Annotated in this window: 17 protein-coding genes; 11 read left to right on the top strand and 6 right to left on the bottom strand. The window is 73.0% G+C overall.

Features of this window, described 5'->3' with window-relative positions:
- Nucleotides 1-57 precede the first annotated feature (57 nt).
- The 6 genes from hypA to hypE all read left to right on the top strand — a co-directional run bounded on the left by hypA (nt 58) and on the right by hypE (nt 6,054).
- Nucleotides 58-411 carry a hydrogenase maturation nickel metallochaperone HypA gene (gene hypA, locus IG99_RS35525; RefSeq protein ID WP_037681612.1) on the top strand — a complete coding sequence of 118 codons (354 nt, stop codon included), beginning with the start codon at nt 58-60 and terminating at the stop codon, nt 409-411.
- A complete protein-coding gene (hypB, locus tag IG99_RS35520; RefSeq protein ID WP_037681609.1) occupies nt 411-1,220 on the top strand; it encodes a hydrogenase nickel incorporation protein HypB in 810 nt (269 codons plus the stop codon). Before hypA ends, hypB begins: the two co-directional genes overlap by 1 nt.
- A complete protein-coding gene (gene hypF, locus IG99_RS35515; protein WP_037681606.1) occupies nt 1,217-3,562 on the top strand; it encodes a carbamoyltransferase HypF in 2,346 nt (781 codons plus the stop codon). Before hypB ends, hypF begins: the two co-directional genes overlap by 4 nt.
- Complete coding sequence (locus tag IG99_RS35510; protein ID WP_051866271.1) at nt 3,562-3,894, top strand: HypC/HybG/HupF family hydrogenase formation chaperone; 333 nt, start codon at nt 3,562-3,564, stop codon at nt 3,892-3,894. The genes hypF and IG99_RS35510 overlap by 1 nt, the downstream gene beginning before the upstream one ends.
- Entirely contained in the window at nt 3,891-4,994 is a 1,104-nt protein-coding gene (gene hypD, locus IG99_RS35505; protein ID WP_037681603.1) for a hydrogenase formation protein HypD, read from the top strand. Before IG99_RS35510 ends, hypD begins: the two co-directional genes overlap by 4 nt.
- Nucleotides 4,995-5,064: 70 nt before the next feature.
- The gene (gene hypE, locus IG99_RS35500; RefSeq protein WP_199815680.1) at nt 5,065-6,054 is read left to right on the top strand and encodes a hydrogenase expression/formation protein HypE; all 990 of its coding nucleotides are present in this window, start codon (nt 5,065-5,067) and stop codon (nt 6,052-6,054) included.
- 81 nt (nt 6,055-6,135) lie between these two features.
- On the opposite strand, the gene IG99_RS35495 is transcribed toward hypE, so the two are convergent.
- From IG99_RS35495 to IG99_RS35475, 5 genes are read right to left on the bottom strand one after another with little or no spacing between them, the layout of a single operon-like run.
- Nucleotides 6,136-7,086, bottom strand: a complete 951-nt coding sequence (locus IG99_RS35495) for an LLM class flavin-dependent oxidoreductase (RefSeq protein ID WP_037681597.1) — start codon at nt 7,084-7,086, stop codon at nt 6,136-6,138.
- Complete coding sequence (locus IG99_RS35490; RefSeq protein WP_037681674.1) at nt 7,083-8,801, bottom strand: amidohydrolase; 1,719 nt, start codon at nt 8,799-8,801, stop codon at nt 7,083-7,085. Before IG99_RS35490 ends, IG99_RS35495 begins: the two co-directional genes overlap by 4 nt.
- 37 nt (nt 8,802-8,838) lie before the next feature.
- Nucleotides 8,839-9,837, bottom strand: a complete 999-nt coding sequence (locus IG99_RS35485) for an ABC transporter permease (RefSeq protein WP_037681595.1) — start codon at nt 9,835-9,837, stop codon at nt 8,839-8,841.
- On the bottom strand, nt 9,834-11,441 hold the full coding sequence (locus tag IG99_RS35480) for a sugar ABC transporter ATP-binding protein (RefSeq protein ID WP_051866270.1): 1,608 nt from the start codon (nt 11,439-11,441) through the stop codon (nt 9,834-9,836). The genes IG99_RS35485 and IG99_RS35480 overlap by 4 nt, the downstream gene beginning before the upstream one ends.
- Nucleotides 11,442-11,451: 10 nt before the next feature.
- Nucleotides 11,452-12,486 (bottom strand): sugar ABC transporter substrate-binding protein, encoded by a 1,035-nt coding sequence (locus IG99_RS35475; protein ID WP_037681592.1) that lies wholly within the window; start codon nt 12,484-12,486, stop codon nt 11,452-11,454.
- 247 nt (nt 12,487-12,733) lie between these two features.
- Here IG99_RS35475 and IG99_RS35470 point away from each other — a divergent pair, with 247 nt between their 5' ends.
- Complete coding sequence (locus IG99_RS35470) at nt 12,734-13,765, top strand: helix-turn-helix transcriptional regulator (RefSeq protein WP_037681589.1); 1,032 nt, start codon at nt 12,734-12,736, stop codon at nt 13,763-13,765.
- Nucleotides 13,766-13,841: 76 nt separating this feature from the next.
- Here IG99_RS35470 and IG99_RS35465 read toward each other — a convergent pair whose 3' ends face one another.
- The gene (locus tag IG99_RS35465; protein WP_037681587.1) at nt 13,842-14,807 is read right to left on the bottom strand and encodes an AraC family transcriptional regulator; all 966 of its coding nucleotides are present in this window, start codon (nt 14,805-14,807) and stop codon (nt 13,842-13,844) included.
- A gap of 80 nt (nt 14,808-14,887) precedes the next feature.
- Here IG99_RS35465 and IG99_RS35460 point away from each other — a divergent pair, with 80 nt between their 5' ends.
- The 4 genes from IG99_RS35460 (at nt 14,888) to IG99_RS44465 (ending at nt 19,070) form a co-directional block, all read left to right on the top strand.
- Nucleotides 14,888-15,724 carry an NAD-dependent epimerase/dehydratase family protein gene (locus IG99_RS35460; RefSeq protein ID WP_037681584.1) on the top strand — a complete coding sequence of 279 codons (837 nt, stop codon included), beginning with the start codon at nt 14,888-14,890 and terminating at the stop codon, nt 15,722-15,724.
- Between the two features lie 151 nt (nt 15,725-15,875).
- The gene (locus IG99_RS35455) at nt 15,876-16,943 is read left to right on the top strand and encodes a hypothetical protein (protein ID WP_234312068.1); all 1,068 of its coding nucleotides are present in this window, start codon (nt 15,876-15,878) and stop codon (nt 16,941-16,943) included.
- On the top strand, nt 16,933-18,594 hold the full coding sequence (locus IG99_RS35450; protein WP_037681582.1) for a polyprenyl synthetase family protein: 1,662 nt from the start codon (nt 16,933-16,935) through the stop codon (nt 18,592-18,594). Before IG99_RS35455 ends, IG99_RS35450 begins: the two co-directional genes overlap by 11 nt.
- On the top strand, nt 18,591-19,070 hold the full coding sequence (locus tag IG99_RS44465) for a hypothetical protein (RefSeq protein ID WP_051866268.1): 480 nt from the start codon (nt 18,591-18,593) through the stop codon (nt 19,068-19,070). The genes IG99_RS35450 and IG99_RS44465 overlap by 4 nt, the downstream gene beginning before the upstream one ends.
- The last annotated feature ends 168 nt before the right edge of the window (nt 19,071-19,238 follow it).

Below are 19,238 nucleotides of genomic sequence, written 5' to 3'. Positions count from 1 at the left end.
TCCCGTCCGCCTCGGCGTGCGGCCGCGGCGCTCCGGCCGTGCCTAGCGTGGCGGACCATGCACGAGCTGTCGATCGCCGCCGCCGTCGTGGAGAGCGCCGAGGACGTCGCCCGCGAACACGGTGCGGACGCGGTGGCGGGCGTGACGTTGCGGATCGGCGAACTGGCGGGTGTCGTCCCTGACGCGCTGCGCTTCTCCTTCTCACTGGTCGCCGAGGGCACCGCGCTGGACGGGGCGGAACTGGTCATCGAAGAGGTGCCGGCCCGCGCCCGCTGCGGCGGCTGCGACGCGCGCTTCGACGTCGGCTCGCCACCCGCCCTGTGGTGCCCGCACTGCGACACCGCGGCGGCCGAACTGCTGACCGGGCGCGAACTGGAACTGGCGGAGGTACGAATGGCAGGGAGCCCGTGATGTGCCGCAGCGTCGACGTACGGACGGCCGTACTGGCCAAGAACGACGGTCTGGCGGCGGAGCTCCGCGCCGACCTGGCCGACCGGCGGGTGACCGCCGTCAACCTGCTCTCCAGTCCGGGCAGCGGCAAGACCGCGCTGCTGGAGCTGGTGCTGCGTCGGTCCCTGGAGCGCGGGGTGGCCATCGCCGCGCTCACCGCCGATCTGGCCACGGAGAACGACGCCCGTCGCCTGGCCCGCTCCGGGGCGCCGGTGAAGCAGGTGCTGACCGGCGGGCTGTGCCATCTGGAATCGGCGCAGTTGCGCGGGCTCATCGACGGCTGGCTGCCGGACGGGACCCGGCTGCTGTTCGTGGAGAACGTGGGCAACCTGGTCTGCCCCGCCTCCTACGACCTGGGTGAGACGCTGCGCGTGACGCTGATGTCGGTGACGGAGGGCGAGGACAAGCCGCTGAAGTACCCGGCCGCCTTCGGGGCGGCCCATCTCGTGGTGCTGACCAAGACGGACCTCGCCGACGCCGTCGGCTTCGACGGCGCCGCCTTCACGGAGGCCGTCGAGCGCGTCAACCCCGGGGTGGAGATCCTGCGCACCTCGGCCAAGGACGGACAGGGCGTCAACTCTCTCCTGGACCGCGTGCTCGCGGTCGCGGACGGGGACGCGCCGCACACCCCGCTGCTCGCGGCGGACCATCTGCGCGCGCACGGCCACGATCACGGGCCCGAGCACAGCCATGGTCACGCTCACGACCACGCACCAGCGCGCGGTCACGACCACGACCACGGGCCCGCCGTTCGGCCCCGCACCGCGTGACCTCCACGACGACCGCCCAGGGCACTGAACGGCGGCGGGTGACCGTGCGCGGGACCGTGCAGGGCGTGGGGTTCAGGCCGTTCGTGCACCGGCTGGCCGGAGAGCTGGGTCTCTCGGGTCATGTCCGCAACGGCGTCGCGGGTGTGGTCGCCGAGGTGGAGGGCTCACCGGAGGCCGTGGCCGGCTTCTGCCGGGCCCTGACCGAGCGGCCGCCGCCGCTGGCGGACGTCCGGGAAGTGTCGTACGAGACCGTCCCGGCCGTCGGCGACGCCGGATTCGTCATCCATCCGTCCGAGGGCGACGGACCGGGCCGGACGCTGATCCCGCCGGACACCGCGACCTGCGAGGACTGTCTGCGGGAGCTGGCGGATCCGGCGGACCGCCGGCACCGGCACCCCTTCATCACGTGCACGCACTGCGGTCCCCGCTTCACGATCTCCACCGCTCTGCCCTACGACCGGGCGACGACCACCATGGCCGTCTTCCCGCTCTGCCGGGACTGCGCAACCGAGTACGCGGATCCCGCCGACCGGCGTTTCCACGCGCAGCCGGTGGCGTGCCACGACTGCGGACCGCGACTGCGGCTCACCGTCCCCGGCAGCCGCCCCCGCGAGGGTGAGGCGGCGCTGGCTCAGGCTCGGCGGCTGCTGGCGGAGGGCGCCGTGCTGGCCGTCAAGGGGCTCGGCGGGTACCACCTGGCCTGCGACGCGGGCGACGAGCGGGCGGTCACCGCGCTGCGCTCGCGCAAGGAGCGCGGGGGCAAGCCGTTCGCCGTCATGTGCGCCGACCCCGCGGGTGCGGAGCGGCTGGCGCACGTCGGCCCGGAGGAACGGGCGGTGCTGACCGGCCGGCGGCGGCCGATCGTACTGCTGCGGCGGCGGGAGGGGGCCCGCGAGCTCGCCGAGGCGGTGTGTCCGGGCAGTCCGGACGTGGGCGTGATGCTGCCGTACACCCCCCTGCACCGGTTGCTGTTCGGGCTGCCGGGTGATCCGCCGGGCCCGCGAGTGCTGGTGATGACCAGCGGGAACCGTTCCGGGGAGCCGATCGTCACCGATGACGGCGAGGCACTGGAGCGGCTCGCCGGGATCGCTGACGCCTGGCTGTGGCACGACCGGATGATCGAGGCGCCCTGTGACGACTCGGTGGTCCGCGTCCGGCCGGACGGGGGCGGCGAGGTGGTGCTGCGCCGGTCGCGCGGGCACGTTCCGCAGCCGCTCGCGCTGCCCGTCGCCGTCGACGCCGCCCTCGCCGTGGGCGGTGACCTGAAGAACGCCCTGTGCCTCGGCGCGGAAGGCAGCGCCTGGTTCTCCCCGCACATCGGTGACATGGGCGACCTGGCCACCGTACGGGCCTTCGAGGGGGCGGCGGGGCGGCTGCGGGCGCTGACCGGGATCGAGCACGGGCTGCTGGCGGCGGACCGGCACCCGGGATACCACTCGGCCCGCTGGGCGCGGCGGGCCGCGGACGCGGGCGGGCTGCCGCTGCGGCTGGTGCAGCATCACCACGCCCATGTCGCGTCGGTGATGGCCGAGCACGGGCTGGACGCCGGTGCGACCGTCATCGGCGTCGCGTTCGACGGCACCGGGTACGGCGACGACGGGGCGGTGTGGGGCGGGGAGGTGCTGGTCGGGGGCTACGCAGGCTTCCAGCGCTTCACCCACCTGCGGTACGCGCAGCTGCCCGGCGGTGACGCGGGGGTGGCCAATCCGTGCCGGATGGCGCTGGCCCGGTTGCGCGCGGCCGGGTTGCCGTGGGACGCCGACCTGCCGTGCGTCGCCGCGTGCACGGCCGGGGAACTGCGTTTGCTGGAGCAGCAGTTGGCACGTGGGACGGCCTGTGTGCCGACCTCGTCGATGGGGCGGCTCTTCGACGCGGTGTCGTCGCTGGTGGGGATCTGCCACCGCGTGCGCTACGAGGCGCAGGCCGCGATCGAGCTGGAGGCGGCGGCGCTGCCCGCCTGGCCGCAGGAGAGCGGGGCGTACGCCTTCGGCGGGGGTCTGGATCCGGGGCCGGTGCTGGGCGCGGTCGTCGCCGATCTGAGGCGCGGGGTGCCCGTCCCGGTGATCGCCGCCCGTTTCCACCGCGCGGTCGCCGCGGCCGTGGCGGACGTCTGCCGGGCCGCCCGCCGGGAGACGGGGGCGGAGGTGGCGGCGCTGTCGGGTGGGGTGTTCGCGAACACGCTGCTGGACGCGGAGTGTGCCGCGCTGCTGGCGGCGGACGGATTCACGGTGCTCCGCCATCGGCGGGTGCCGCCCAACGACGGCGGTCTCGCGCTCGGCCAGCTGGTGCTGGCGGCGCGGACGGATCGTTCCGAGCTACACGAGCGACAAGGAGGACGCTGATGTGCCTGGCGGTACCCGGCCGGGTGGTCGGAATCGAGGACCGGGACGGCACGCGCATGGCGCGGGTCGACTTCGGCGGCGTGGTCAAGGAGGTGTGCCTCGCCTACGTCCCCGAGGCGCAGGTGGGCGAGTACGTCATCGTCCACGTCGGTTTCGCGTTGCAGCGGCTGGACGAGGAGTCGGCTCGCGCATCGCTGGAGCTGTTCGAGCAACTAGGGCTGCTGGAGGAGGAGTTCGGCGACGCGTGGGCCCGGGCGGAGGCCGAGGGGGCGGCCGTGCGGCCCGCCGCCGGTCCCGCCACCGAGCTCGCCGGTGAGGAGGGTGCGCGATGAAGTACATCGAGGAGTTCAACGACCCGGAGCTGGCCCGCCGGCTGCTGGACGAGATCCACGCCACGGTCACCCGTCCGTGGGCGATGATGGAGGTCTGCGGTGGGCAGACCCACTCCATCATCCGGCACGGCATCGACCAACTCCTGCCGGACGAGGTGGAGTTGATTCATGGTCCGGGCTGTCCGGTGTGTGTGACGCCGCTGGAGATGATCGACAAGGCGCTGGCCATCGCGGCCCGCCCGAACGTCGTCTTCTGTTCCTTCGGCGACATGCTGCGCGTGCCCGGTACCGGGCGTGACCTCTTCCGGGTCAAGGGCGAGGGCGGTGACGTGCGGGTGGTGTACTCGCCGCTCGACGCCCTGGAGATCGCCCGGCGCGAGCCGGACAGGGAGGTCGTGTTCTTCGGCATCGGCTTCGAGACGACGGCCCCGGCCAACGCCATGACCGTGCACGAGGCCCGTCGGCTCGGGATCCGCAACTTCAGCCTGCTGGTGTCGCACGTGCGGGTGCCGCCGGCGGTCGAGGCGATCATGACGGCGCCCGAGTGCCGGGTCCAGGCCTTCCTCGCGGCGGGCCATGTGTGCAGTGTGATGGGCACCGCCGAGTACCCGGAGCTGGCCGAACGCCATCGGGTGCCGATCGTGGTGACCGGCTTCGAGCCACTCGACATCCTGGAGGGCGTGCGCCGTACCGTTCGTCAGCTGGAGCGCGGGGAGCACCGGGTGGAGAACGCCTACCCGCGCGCGGTGCGCGACGCGGGCAACCCGGCCGCGCTGCGCATGATCGAGGAGGTCTTCGAGGTCACCGACCGGGGCTGGCGCGGTATCGGCACCATCCCGGACAGCGGCTGGCGACTGTCGGAGGCCTTCCGGGAGTACGACGCCGAGTACCGCTTCGACGTCGGCGACGTGAAGACGGTCGAGTCCGCCGAGTGCCGTAGCGGCGAGGTGCTGCAGGGCCTGATCAAGCCCAACGAGTGCCCCGCCTTCGGCACGACCTGCACGCCGCGGACCCCGCTCGGCGCCACCATGGTCTCCAGCGAGGGTGCCTGCGCGGCGTACTACCTCTACCGCCGGCTGGAGGTGGCCCCCGTTGGCTGACACGGACACGGTCGTCGACCCCGCGAACTGGTCCTGCCCCGCTCCCCTGCGCGACCATCCGGTGGTCGTGATGGGCCACGGGGGCGGCGGCGCGCTCTCGGGCGAGCTGACGCAGCACCTGTTCGCGGCGGCCTACGGCAACGAGATCCTCGGCGCGCTCACCGACTCCGCCGCCGTCGAACTGGGCGGAGCCAGGCTGGCGTTCTCCACCGACTCCTACGTCGTACGGCCGCTGTTCTTCCCCGGCGGGAGCATCGGTGACCTGGCCGTCAACGGCACGGTGAACGACCTGGCGATGAGCGGAGCGCGGGCCGCCTACCTGTCGACGGCGTTCATCCTGGAGGAGGGCGTCGAACTGGACGTGGTCGGCCGGGTCGCCCAAGCGGTGGGCGCGGCCGCCTCCGCCGCCGGGGTGACGGTCGCGACCGGGGACACCAAGGTCGTCGAGTCGGGCCACGGTGACGGCGTGTACATCAACACCTCCGGCATCGGGCTGATCCCGGCCGGCGTCGACATCCGTCCGCAGCGGGCGACGCCGGGTGACGTGGTGATCGTGAGCGGCCCGATCGGGGCGCACGGTGTGGCGGTACTGAGCGTGCGCGAGGGGCTGCGGTTCGGCTCCGACGTCGTCAGCGACACCGCGCCACTGGGCGGGCTGGTGGCGGCGATGCTGGAGGTCACGCCGGACGTGCATGTGCTGCGCGATCCGACGCGGGGCGGGCTCGCCACCTCGCTCTGCGAGATCGCGGCCGCGTCCCGCACGGGTGTCATGATCACGGAGAGCGCGGTCCCGGTGCCCGACTCCGTGGCGGCGGCCTGCGGGTTCCTGGGCCTCGACCCGCTGTACGTCGCCAACGAGGGGCGCCTCGTGGCCTTCGTACCGCCCGAGCACGCCGACGCCGTCCTCGCGGCGATGCGGGCGCACCCGCAGGGCGCGGGGGCGGCGGTCATCGGTACGTGCGTGGCCGACCATCCGGGCATGGTCGTCGCCCGGACCGGTCTCGGCGGCACCCGGGTCGTGGACCTGCCGTTGGGGGAACAACTGCCGCGTATCTGCTGAGCGGTGACGGCACGGCCGTGCGGTCGGCGGGGACGGTGTCCCGGTCGGCCGCACGGCTCGAACGCATGGACAAGGCGGGGGTCAGCCCGTCAGTGCCTCCACGCGGCGCATCACCTCGCGGCAGAACGCACCGATCCCGTCGGGGTCGTCGATGAACTGGTTGGGTTTGAGGCAGAACGTCGTGAACCCCTGTTCCAGCTGCTCAGGAATGCTCGCGAGGGCCGCGCCGAGGTCCGCCGTGGAGTGGTCGTCGGGGAAGGTGGCCTGAGTGCCGCCGATCATCTCCAGTTCGGTGATGTCCCGGCCGGCGGCCGCCATCGCGTCCTTGAGCAGCTGCATGTCCTGTGGCGTCGGGCGGCCCAAGGGATGGAACCCGTGGCCGTACCGCACGAGCCTGCGCAGGACGGGGCCGTGCAGCCGCTGACCGCCGAACCAGAGGCGCGGGCCCTCGGGGCGGTACGCCTTGGGCTCGAAGTACACGTCGCGGAAGGTGTAGTGGTCGCTCTCGTGCGAGATCGGGGACGGGCCCCAGGCCTTCGCCCAGATGTCGAGGTGCTCGTCCAGCAGCCGGCCGCGCCGGGCGAAGGGGACACCGAGCGCGTCGTACTCGTCCTCGCTCCAGCTCACCGTCGGCTGCACAAGGAGGCGGCCCTCGCTGAGCAGGTCGAGGGTGCCCAGCTCGCGTGCCATGAGCAGGGGGTGTCGCAGCGGGGCCAGCACCGCAGCCGCCGCCAGGCGCAAGCGCTCGGTGACGGAGGCGATGGCGGCGAGCAGGAGCAGGGAGTTGGGCCAGGGGGTGTACGGGTCCTGGTTGCCCGGGAGGGCGTAGTCGCGCGGGTTGCCCATGATGCCGTCGGCGGCGGCATCAGGTCCGAGCACGATGTGTTCGCTGACCATGACGGAGTCGAAGCCGGCGTCCTCGGCCTCGCGCGCCCAGCGGACCGCGGCGGGCAGGTCGGCCCGGCCGCCGGTGAGCGTCCAGTTCTCGCTCAGCACGAGCAGCAGGCGGGGAGAGGCCGTCGTCGCGGTCATACGGCACTGCCCTCGCGCTCGTGGACGATCCGGCCGTCGAAGACCGTGAGGTCCACCTCCACGTCCCCGATCTCGTGCGGGTCGAGGCCCAGCAGCGGGCGGTCCAGGACACAGAGGTCGGCGACCTTGCCGGGCTCGACGGTTCCCTTCCAGTCCTCGGCGAAGTCCTGACGGGCCGCGTTGATCGTGTAGGCGCGCAGGGCGTCGGCGAGGGACACGCACTGCTCGGGTCCGCTGCGGCGGCCGCTGGCCTTGGACTCCCGGAGCATCATCGCGGCCACCCCCTGCCGCCAGTCGGGCTGGGTGATGGGCGCGTCGGAGCTGGCGCAGACCGTGACACCGGCCTCGACGGCGGACCGTACGGGCCACTGGTACGCGGAGCGCTCGGGGCCGACGACCTCGTCCATCAGGTCGGAGATGGTCCACTTGATCGCGGGGTTCATATTGACGCCGTAACCGTGGGCGGCCAGCTTGGTGAGGCTGTCGGCGCCGATGAAGTCGCCGTGGATGACGTAGTGGCGGGCGTCGGGGCGTGGCGCGGCGGCGTTGGCCGCGAGGAAGGCGTCCACGACCGTGTCGATGGCGCGGTCGCCGGTGACGTGCACGCCGAGCTGGAAGCCGGCCTCGTGGGCGACGCGGATCATCTCGCGCAGTTCGTCGACCTGGAGGGCGGGGGTGGCGCCGTGCACGCAGAGCGCGCCGTGGCCGCCGTCTACGTAGGGCTCGTTCATCCAGGCCGTGCGGTTGGGCGGCACCCCGTCGGCGAAGATCTTCACGCCGATCGCGCGCAGGACGCGCTCGTCCGTCGAATCGGGGCGCCGCAGTTCACTCAGGCCCTTGCGTACGTCGGCGGCGGAGCCGCCCATCGGCGCGGGCAGCAGCAGCACGCTGACCCGGGCCTGGAGTGCCCCGTCCGCGGCCAGGTCGGCGTAGGCCGTCCAGTTGTCGGTGCTCAGCCCGCCGAAGAAGGTGGTGGCGCCGCCCGGGCCGAGGCCCGGCTCGGTGTAGCTGGTGATCCCGCGGGCGTGCAGTTCGCGGACCACGCCCTGGATGGCCTGGCGACGCTGGGCGACCGTGGGTGAGGGGAGTTCGGCCAGCACGAGCGCCTGGGCGGCCTCGCGCAGGATGCCGGTGGGTTCCCCGTCGGCGTCCAGGTCGACGACGCCGCCGGGCGGTGCCTCGCTCGCCGCGTCGATGCCGGAGCGGCGTAGAGCCGCGCTGTTGGCCCACACCATGTGCGAGGAGAAGTCGGTCAGACAGACCGGGTTCTCCGGCGCGACCGTGTCCAGGTCCCGCCGGTGCGGGAAGCGCCGCGGGTCGGCCAGGCACTCGGCGAGGTAGCCGGGGTCCCATCCCAGGCCCACGATCCACTCGCCGGGCCGGGCGGCCCGTACCGCGCGCTGTACGGCGGAGGCGATGTCGGCGATCGACCCCACCGTCGGGTGGCCGACGTCGAGGGCGAAGGGCGGCTTCGTCATGCCGTACGCGGCTCCGTGCAGATGGGAGTCGTTGATGCCGGGCAGGACGGTGCGGCCGCGGAGGTCGACGACCCGGGTGCCGGGTCCGGCCAGGGCGCGCATCTGCGCGTCGCTGCCGACGGCGACGATGTCGCGGCCGTGCACGGCGACGCCTTCGGCGACGGTGAAGTCGCAGTCGACGGTGAGAACCTGGCCGCCGGTCAGGACGAGGGTGGGGGCGGGGCTCGTGTCGTTCACGTTCGTATCGATCCTGTCGGAGTGGGGGGTCACTGCGTCACCGGTTCAGTCGCGGACCGAAGTACGCGAGGGCCGCGCCTGCCACCAGGGCGGTGCCCTGGGCCATCTGCTGCCAGAAGGTCGGCACACTCAGCAGTGTCAGGCCGTTCTGCAGACAACCCAGGAAGAGCACGCCGAGCAGGACGCCGAAGACCGACCCGGAGCCGCCGGTGAGGGCGACGCCGCCGAGGAGGACCGCGGTGAGCACGGTCAGTTCGAAGCCGGCGCCGGACGTCCCGGCGACCACGCTGTCCAGCACCGACGCCTTGATGGCACCGGCCAGGGCGGCGGCGACGCCCGTGACGACGAACAGGGTGAAGGGCGTACGGCGCACGTTGATGCCGGAGAGGTAGGCGGCCTCGCGGTTGACGCCGATCGCGAACACGTGCCGTCCTGCGGGGGTGACCGCCAGGAACAGGGCGCCGGCCACGAGCACGAGGGCCGCTATGACGACCGGCGCGTCGAGCCCGGCGATGCGTGAACCACCGAGCCAGGCGAATCCGGGGCCGAAGCTGCTCAGGGGCAGCGGGAAGAGCTGCTGTGCCAGTCCGCGCACCGCGGTCAGCATCCCCAGTGTGACGATGAACGCGGAGAGTCCGAGGTAGCAGCAGAGGATGCCGTTCACGGCGCCCACCGCCGCGCCCACGACCACCGCGCCGAGCACGGCGACGACCGGCGACTGGTGCTGCTGGCCCGCGAGCCAGCCGGCCACCAGTCCGCCGAGGGCGAGCGTGGAGCCGACCGACAGGTCGAGGTAGCCGCTGATGACCAGCAGGGCGAGGGGTACCGCCACGATCGCGAGGGTGGCGGCGTCGGTGGCGATTCCGCGCAGGTTGCCCGTGTCGAGGAAACTGCCGGTCGTCAGTTGGAAGACCAGCACCATGAGCGCCAGGACGAGGAGGAGCGGGTGGCGCCGTACGGTACGTGTCCCGCCGTCCACCAGGGTGCGTGGGCTCGGCAGGGGACGTTCGGCGGGGGTGGTGGTCGCGGTGGTCATGCCGCTCCTTTCGAGGCGGGGGGCGGGGGATTGTCGGGCTTGCCGTCGGGCGCCGTCGCCGGCTTCGGGGCGTTCGGCGTCGGTCGGCTGTCGTCGGCGTCGTGGATCGCCGAGAGGAGGGCTGCTTCCGAGAGGTCGGTGCCGGTCAGCTCGCCGACGACGCGGCCCGATGAGACGATCAGGCAGCGGTCGGCGAGGGCGACGATCTCCTCGGGGTCGCTGGAGGCGAACAGCACGGCGGTGCCCCGGTGGGCGGCGAGGGAGGACACCACCCGGTAGATCTCCTGGCGGGCGCCCACGTCGACGCCCTGGGTGGGTTCGTCGAGGAGCAGGACGTCGACGTCGCGGGCCTCGTTGATCCACCGTCCCAGGACCAGCTTCTGCTGGTTGCCGCCGGAGAACGCCGACGCCGGCAGCCGGGGGCGGGCGGGACGCAGGCCCACCGCCTCGGCCAGGGCGCCGAAGATCCTCCGCTCGGCGCCCAGCGCCCGTACTCCGTGCCGGGAGAGTGGTCGTACGGTCGGCAGGAGGGCGTTGTCCTGTGCGCTCAGCAGGGGGAACAGCCCCTGTCTGCGCCGGTCCGCGGGGACGAGCGCGATGCCCGCGGCGAGGGCGTCGGCGGGGCGGTGGGCCCTGATGGTCCGCTCACCGAGCCGCACGGTGCCGGCCGAGGCGCGTCGCCTGCCGAAGAGGGTCTCCAGGATGCGCGTACGGCCGGAGCCGATGAGGCCGTACAGCCCGACGGTCTCGCCCTCGGCGACCCTGAGGTCGACGGGTCCGAAGCCGGGGCCGGAGAGGCCGTCAACCGTGAGGCGGTACGGGCCAGGGGTGCCCGCGGTGTGCCGCCGAAGGAGTGGGGGCTCGTGGCCGGCGGACGGGGTGGTCGCTCCGACGATGGCGTCGACCAGTTCGCGTCGCGTCTGTCCCGACACCGCCGCGTGATGGGTCACCCGCCCGTCCCTCAGGACCGTCACCGCGTCCGCGAGGCGCTCCACTTCGGCGAGCAGGTGGGTGACGTAGACGACGGCGAGTCCCTGGGCGCGCAGGTCCTCGACGCGTTCGGCGAGCGCGGCGCTCTCCGCTCCGGAGAGGGCGGCGGTGGGTTCGTCGAGGACCAGGACCGAGGCACTGCGGCTCAGCGCCTTCGCGATCTCCACCAACTGCCTTTGTCCCATGGGAAGTTCACCCACACGGTCGCGGGGTGAGCAACTCGCGGCGACCCGCTGGAGCAGCCCGGCCGCGACCTCTTCCTGGGCCCGGCGGTGGATCCGGCCGTGCCGGGTCCACTCCTGGCCGAGGAAGATGTTCTCGGCGACGGTGAGGGAGTCGACGACGCTGAGCGTCTGGAAGATGATCGCCACGCCCGCGGCGATCGACTCGCGCGGACTGAGCCGTGTGTGGCGCGTGCCGCCCACCTCGATCGTGCCCGCGTCCGGCGGGAAGGCCCCGCCGAGACACTTGATCAGGGTGGACTTCCCGGCGCCGTTGTGACCGAGGAGGGCGTGCACCTGCCCGGCCGGGACGGTGAGGTCGACACCGTCCAGGGCCTTGACCCCGCCGAAGGACTTGCTGAGCCCGCGGATGCGGAGGTTGGGCTCCGTCATGGCCACCGTCTCAGGAGTTCTGGGCGAGCAGGGCGTCGATGCGCGCGGTGTCGCCGTGCTGGACGAGGGTGATGGGCACCTGGGCGCCCGCGTTCGCCTTGCCCGCGGCGACCGCGAGGGGGACGTCGACGACGGCGTTGGCGATGTCCTGCGGCGCCAGGGCGGCCGAGGCTCGGTAGAAGGTGCCCTGCTTGATGGCGACGAGGGAGGGAGCGGCGCCGTCCTGGCCGCCGACGAAGGTCTTGGCGTCCGTCGACTTGCGGCCGGTCTGCTGGAGCGCCTTGTACCCGCCGTAGGCGGCCGCGTCCGTGACGCCGAGGACGATGTTGAGGTCGGGGTGCTTGGCGAGGACGGCACGCGTCTTGGACAGTCCGGTGTCCGGGTCGATGGCCTGCTCCCGGGCCACCACGTCGACGCCGGGCGCGTGCTTCGTGAAGGCGTCGATCATGCCTTTGGTGCGTTCGCGCCCGAGCTGGATCGTGCTGTCGGTGAGGAAGGCGACCTTGCCCTTGCCGCCGAGCTGCTCGTTCGCCCACGTCGCGGCGGCCTCGCCGAGCAGGGTGCCGCCCTTGAGGAAGCTGAACTGGATGTCCGCGCTCTGGTGTTCCAGCGTGCCGCCGTACGTCACCCAGATCAGCCCGGCGTCCAGCGCGGCCTTGGCGACGGCCTCGGTGGCTTCGAAGACCATCGGGAAGGACACGATGGCGGGGACCTTCTGCGAGACCCAGGTGGTGAGGTTGGTGGCCTGCGTGTCGGCGTTGCTCGCGTCGCTCGTGGTGAGCACGGAGACGTTCTTCTTCTTCGCGGCGGCGGTGGAGAGCTTCACGAGCGTCGAGTAGAGCGGGAGCTGCGTGAAGGGGTAGTCGAGCCCGATCCGGGTGAGGGTCCTGGGCCCGGCCGCCGCGTCGCCGGCCTTCGCGGTGCTCGTGCCGTCGTCCGGAGCGGAGCAGCCCGCGGCGGCCAGCAGACCGGTGGCCGCGGCACCGCCGGACAGGGCGAGGAACCGCCTGCGCGAGGCCGAGGGGGCGTACGGGGTTCTGTTCATGGCGAAGGTCTCCGAAGGGCGGGCCGACAGCGTCGGCGTCGGGTGTCCGGCTGTGCCGAACAGGAAAGACCCGGGCGTCCCGCCCCGCCATCCGTACAAATACCGACTGTCCGAGCGGCCCGGTGATTCGGCGTGTCAGGAGCGCACGCGGCGGCGGCAAACGGCGAACGGGTTGTCGTGTGCGCCCCTCCCGCATATCGTTAGGGTTCAAACGATATCGTCGGTCGTGGGGTTCCCGGAGGCCCGCATGGTCAGCCACCACCAGCTCGCGGCAGCCGCCCGCATCGGCATGCTCACCCGTGAACGCGACACCACGTCGGCCTGCACCCAGGCCCTGCGGGAGCTCGGCCTGGCCCTGCCTCTCGACGCGGCCACCCTGCTGGCGATCGACCCGGTCACCGGCGCGCATGTGCAGGTGGCGGGCATCGGATACACCGCCGTGACGTCCGAGTCGCTGGCCGCCGAGTTCGTCTCGACCCCCTGGTACGCCAACGTCGTCAGGCAGCCCCTCCCCCCGTCCATCGCCGAGGACTCCGAGGACGCCGGCCAGCGTTTCCGGCACGGTTGGTTCTACGCCGAGAGGGTCCGGCCGGCCGGCTTCCGCGACGGCCTGACCGGCGCGCTGCGCCACGGAGGACGGCTGGTCGGCCTGGTCCACCTCTCCACCGCGGGGCCGGACGTCTACGACACGGAGGCGCGGCGACTGCTGGCCTCGGTCCTGCCCGCACTGGGCGCCCTCGCCGACCCGACGGCCCACACCGACGACCTGCACGACCTGCCGGGCCAGGCGGGGGCGAACCTCGTCACGGCCGCCGGCGTCGTCGGTCTGCCGGGGCGGGAGCCCGCCGAGGTGCTGACCGACGACGAGTTCGGCCGGCTGGTGCGCGCGTTCGCCGACTCGGGCGGCCTGCGGCTGCGGCTCCTGTGGCCGGTCGGCGGACGCGGCTGGTGCCGGGTGGAACTGCGCCGGTGCACGGCCGGTTCGACGCTCGTACGGCATGCGGTCCTGGTGTCCGAGGTGCCGGTGGAGCTGCCGTACGGGCTCAGTCCGCGTGAGCTGGAGGTGCTCACGCGGGCCGCGCGGGGCCAGACCAACCAGGCCATCGCGCAGGCCCTGTTCCTGTCGCCGCGGACGGTGCACAGCCACATCGAGCACCTGTTGCGCAAGACGGGCTGCGCGTCACGCGCCGAGGCCACGGCGCTCGCCGTGCGCGACGGTGTCCTGCGACCCACCCCCGAGGACCTCGAACATTTCGTGGAGCGGGTGCCGGGCGGTTGAACGGAGCCGGTGCCGAGGCAGCGGGCCGGCCGCGGCGGGGAGAACCGGTGCGGCGGGGTCGGTCGGCCCTGACCGGTCAGGCGTCCTGGCGGGCCGCCGCCCGGTGTTCGCTGGGGCGGGTCCCGTGGACGCGCTTGAAAGCCACACTCAGACCGAAGGCGCTCTGGTAGCCGACCTGGCGGGCGATCGAGTCAACGGTGGCCTCGGTGCGCGTCAGCAGGTCGGCCGCGAGAGCCAGGCGCCAGCCGGTGAGGTAGGTCATGGGCGGTTCGCCGACCAGTTCGGTGAAGCGGCGGGCGAAGGTCGCGCGGGAGACCCCGGCCTCCTCGGCGAGGGCCGTGACGGTCCACGAGCGGGCCGGTCTGTCGTGGATCAGCCGCAGCGCCCGGCCCACGACGGGGTCGCCGAGGGCTCGGTACCACCCCGGCGGCTTCGCCTCCGGACGGTCGAACCACGCGCGGAGCGTGGACAGCAGCAACAGGTCCAGGAGCCGGTCGAGGACGGCCTGTTGTCCAGGTGCGTCCCGGCCGACCTCCGCGGCGGTGAGGTCCAGGATCGGGGCGGGGGTGCCGTCGCGGGGAACCACGACCACCCGGGGCAGCGCGCTCAGCAGCCGTTCGGAGACCCGGCCGCCGACCTGGTAGCCGCCGGCGAGCAGGACGGTCGGGCTGTCCTGGCCGGTGCCGCAGGTACGCAGGCCCAGGATGACGTCGTCGCTGATGTCCTCGCCGCCGGCCGTCGTGCAGTGGTCGGCGTGCACCACGTACAGCGGTGCTCTGCGGGTGTCGGCGTCGTCGGTGACGGTGAACGGCTCCGGTCCGACCACGACGGCCACGTCGCCCTGAGCGAGTGCGACGGGCGGGACGCCGTCACCGTCGTCATCGTCGCCGGGGACGACCCAGCCCGTGCCGTACAGCATGGTGATCAGGGTGAGCGGGGTCCGGTCGGCGAAGCGTACGGACCACGGTGGGGTGACGAAGTTCCGGCTGAACAAGGCACCGTCGGACCGGACTTCGTACAGCAGGCTCCCCAACGCGTCCATGGGGCAAGGTTAGACGCTGAGACATCGGGATGAGCCGATCAGCCATTCTCCCGCTCGCCGCGGCCCGGTTTGCTGGACCCATGACGACAACACGACCGATTCTGGTCCTCGGCGGCACGGGCAAGACGGGACGCCGGGTGGCCTCCCGGCTCCGGGAGCGCGGGCACGAGGTCCGGGCGGCGTCCCGCAACGGGCCGGCCCGATTCGACTGGAGTGACGAGAGCACGTGGGAGCCGGTGCTGAAGGGGGTCGGCGCGGCCTACCTGATCGACTCCCAGCTCGATGACGCCGCCGGCACGCTGCGGGACTTCAGCCGACTCGCCGTGGACGGCGGGGTCGAACGGCTGGTGCTGCTGTCCAACCGCGACTGGGTGGTGCCGGCCGGCGAGGAGAAGCTGCCCTCCGAGCGTGTGGTGCGCGAGTCGGGCGCGGCGTGGACGATCCTGAAGCCGGCCTGGTTCGCGCAGAACTTCAGCGAGGACGCGTTCTTCCGCCGGCAGATCGTGGACGGCGACGTGGTGACGTCGGCCGGGGACGGAGTGGAGCCGTTCGTCGACGCTGACGACATCGCCGACGTCGCCGTCGCGGCCCTCACCCAGGACGGCCACGCCGGGCAGTCGTACGAACTCACCGGCCCGCGCCGACTGAGCCTGGCCGCCGTCACCGCCGAGATCGCCCGAGCCACCGGCCGTCGCCTCACCCACCACCCCATCTCCCCCGCCGACCACATGGCCTACGCCACCGGACGCGGCCTGTCCGAGGACTACGCCGCCCTCCTCAACACCCTCTACGCCTGGATCGGCGAGAACCGCTTCGCCGACCTCGCCGACGGCGTCCAACGCGCCCTGGGTCGCGAGCCCCGCGATTTCACGGACTACGCGCGGCACACGGCCGCCACGGGGGTGTGGCACCGGTGAGGCGCGACGACCGGAGGTGGGCTCACCCTGACGAGTGACCCCTCGGTGCGTTCGGTCCGGCGACAACACCCCGCGCGTCCGGCTCCTGACGTCAACCCAGCACCACGACAATAAGTAGTCATCAGTCACTGGCTGTTACCGTCTGCGCGTGATGACGAGAGCAGTGGTGGACGAGCGGTCCCTGGGACCGGCGGGCCCGTTCCCGGCCGGTGTGCCCGGGGGGCTGCGGGGCGGCCCGCTGGAGCGGCAGTGGCTGCACTACGCGTTCCTGTCCCGGGGCGGCGACCTGGCCGTGATCGCCAATCTGTCGGTCCTGGGAGCCGACGGCGCGGACGAGCCGCCGCACCGCCGGGGGATCGTGCTGGTGCACGACGAGGGGGGCGGGTGGGAGGCGAGTCAGTTCAACGCCAGTCAACAGGACGTGCCGTGGTCGTCGTTCCGCCTGCCGCGGCCTCGTGGTGCGGAGAGGTTCACGGTGGCGGCGGTGGCCGGCTCGCCCGCGCTCGACGTGCGGCTGCGCGGCACCGGACGCGCGTGCACGTCGCAGTGCGCGCCGTTCGGCGACGGCGAGTTCCTGCGCTGGCAGTCCGAGCCCGGCGTGCTGGGCTCCGGTGTGGTCACGGCGCACGGACGCGCACGGGAGGTGGAGCTGACCGGCTATCACGAGCGCGTCCGGGGCCGGTGGAGCTGGCCGGCGCTGGGCGGCTGGGTGTTCGGATTCGTCAACGCGGCCCACGACGCCCCCGGCTGCGCGGTCGTGGACGCGGAGCCCGCTCCCCCGTCCGCGTCCGTCGTCTTCACGCTCGTGCAGCCCCGCTCCCCCGGCGACGCCGCCAACGGATCGCTGATGCTGTGGCGCGACGGCAGGCTGGTACGGCACTTTCCCCGCCGGTGTCTGGAGGTGGCGGTGGAGGGCGGGCTGGACCGGGACTCCGTCGTGCTGGTGCCGCCGCTGGCGGAGCTGCTGGACGCGCCGGTGTGCGCGATGGTGCCGGGCCGACTGGTGCTCAGCGCCCGGATGGGCCGGGACCATCTGCTGGTGGACTTCACCAGCCGTGCGGCGGCACGGATCGCGAACCCGTGCGAGCGCGGTCTGCGGCCGTTCAGCGTGCACGAGACGCTCGGCCCGTGCAGGGTGCGGGGCGTGGTCTCCGGGCGGCCCGTGGCATTCGACACGCGGGGCATCGTCGAGTTCGCCGGGGGAGCCGATGAGTACTGAGCGAGCGGACGCCGGTACGGGCGCGGCGCTGCTGCGGGACACGGTGGTCGCGCTGTCGGAGCGGGCGCCCGCCGTGGTGGCCGCGGCCGCGGAGCAGCTGCGCGGCATCCGACTGGGCCTGTCGTTCAACGACGGTACGGCCGCCTCGCTGACCCCGCGTCGCGGGCGCCTGGTGGTGGGGGCCGGACGGGCGGACGCGGCGGACGTCGAGGTGGTCTTCGACGACCGGGCCATGAACCTGCTGTTCGACCTGCAGTGCCGTCCGGTGGACCAGGTGCTGCCCGGCAGCCTCGACGTACGGGGTGCGCCGGAGCAGGTGCTCGCGGTGTGGCGGGCGTTCACCCTGCTGTCGCAGCGCGGGTCGGGACTACGGTTCGTCCAGCGGCTGTGGGAGGAGTACCGGCGCCGCTCCCCCGGCCTGTGGGGCGCCGTGCCCGCGGGGGGCGGCACCGCGGACGTACCGGAGGCGACGGGCTGGACCGCCCTGGACTACCTCAACCGGCGTCGCCCGGCCCCGGCCGCGCCGGGGGGAGCCGCCCCCGACTGGAGCCCGGCGACCGCTCCCCGCCTCCTGTGGGACGGTCGCGCCGCGGCCCCCTGGTGGGAGGAGCTCCCCCTCACCGACGCGGACTTGGTGGAGACGATGCGGGTCTGCCGGGACCGGGTCGCGGGGGAGATGCGCCGGCTGATCCCCGACCGGGAACCGCGCCGCGACCTGTACGACCTGATGCGCGCCTACCCGGCGCGCCAGGGCAAGGGGCTGCGCCCGACGCTCACCGTGGCGGCGTGCGTGGCGTTCGGGGGGCGCGCCCAGGACGCCGTACGCAGTGCGGCGGCGCTGGAGCTGTTCCACAACGGCTTCCTGGTCCACGACGACATCGCGGACGAGTCCACGCACCGCCGCGGGCTGCCCACCCTTCAGGTCGCGCACGGTGCGGGGCTGGCGGTGAACGTGGGAGACGGGCTGAACCTGCTCGCTGTCGACGCGTTGCTGTCGAACCTGACGACCCTCGGTCTGGCCCGCACGCTCGGGCTGATCCGGGAGACGCTGCACATGTGCCGGGAGAGCGTCGAGGGCCAGGCCATGGAACTGGGCTGGATCCGGCACGGCGAGGTGCCCGCCGACGACACCTCGTACCTCACGATGAGCACCAAGAAGACCGGCTGGTACACCTGCATCAGCCCGTGCCGGATCGGTGCCGTGTGCGCGGGCGTCACCGACCCGGCGGTACTGGACCGCTTCGACGAGGCGTTCCGGCTGATCGGCATCGCCTTCCAGATCCAGGACGACGTCCTCAACCTCGTCGGCGACGAGGTCCTCTACGGCAAGGAGGCCCTCGGCGACCTCTGGGAGGGCAAACGGACCGTGATGCTCATCCACCTGCTGCGCACGGTCCCCGACCCCGAGGAGCGCGCGCTGCTGCGCAAGATCGTGCTGCGGCCCCGGCACGAGCAGAACGACGCGGACGTCCGTGTCGTGCTGCGGTCGATGCACCGCCACGGCTGTGTCGACTACGCCGTGGCGCTCGCCGACGACCTCGCCGCTCGTGGCATCGCCCACTTCGAGCGGGACCTCGACGTCGTCCCGGAGAACCAGGGCAAGGCCGTACTCCGTCAGATCGCCCACTACGTCACGTCGAGGCCGCTATGACCACCCCTCCCTCACCGCACGCCTCCGACGAGCGGGTACGCGAAGTCCTCGACACGGCCAACCAGTGGACGCGTGCCGCCCTCTGCACGCTCGCCCGCCACGGCGCGGCGCTACGGCGGGACGACGCCGACCGGGCCCGGCACCTGCTGGACACGCTCGCGCCGTGGCCTCCCTACAAGGCCGGGCAGTTCCTCTTCGACCTCATGGAGTGGGAGGACTTCATGCTCGACGGCGACCCGCCCCCGCCCCTTCCGCTCGGCGAGGCCATCGACACCGTGGGGCTTCCCCTGACGTGGCTGCGGACGGCCGCCGCCCGGGTGTCGGACGCCTTCGACGGTGAGTGGGTCGCCCCGGCCGCCCCGGCGGCGGAGGATCTTCCGCAGCTGGAGAGCGGCAGGTACCTCTACCAGGACGTCACGCTCGGCGCGTGGCAGGCGTGCTGTCTGCTGCTGGGTGCCGAGCCGGCCGCTCCGTAGCGGGCCGCGACCGGTGCCGCCGGGGGGGTCAGGGGCCTCCTGAGCGGTCCCGTTCGCCCGAGTGAGCGTCTGGAGTGGTGGGATCGGTGTGGCTGTTTGACGGTGGATCACGTCAAGACCGGGTCGTTCAGCTGACGAGGCGTCGGCTGCCCGGCCGTGACGGAAGGA

It is taken from the genome of Streptomyces griseus subsp. griseus (assembly GCF_000720255.1).
Classification (GTDB): Bacteria; Actinomycetota; Actinomycetes; order Streptomycetales; family Streptomycetaceae; genus Streptomyces; species Streptomyces griseus_I.
This window is presented reverse-complemented; position numbering and strand designations above follow the sequence as displayed.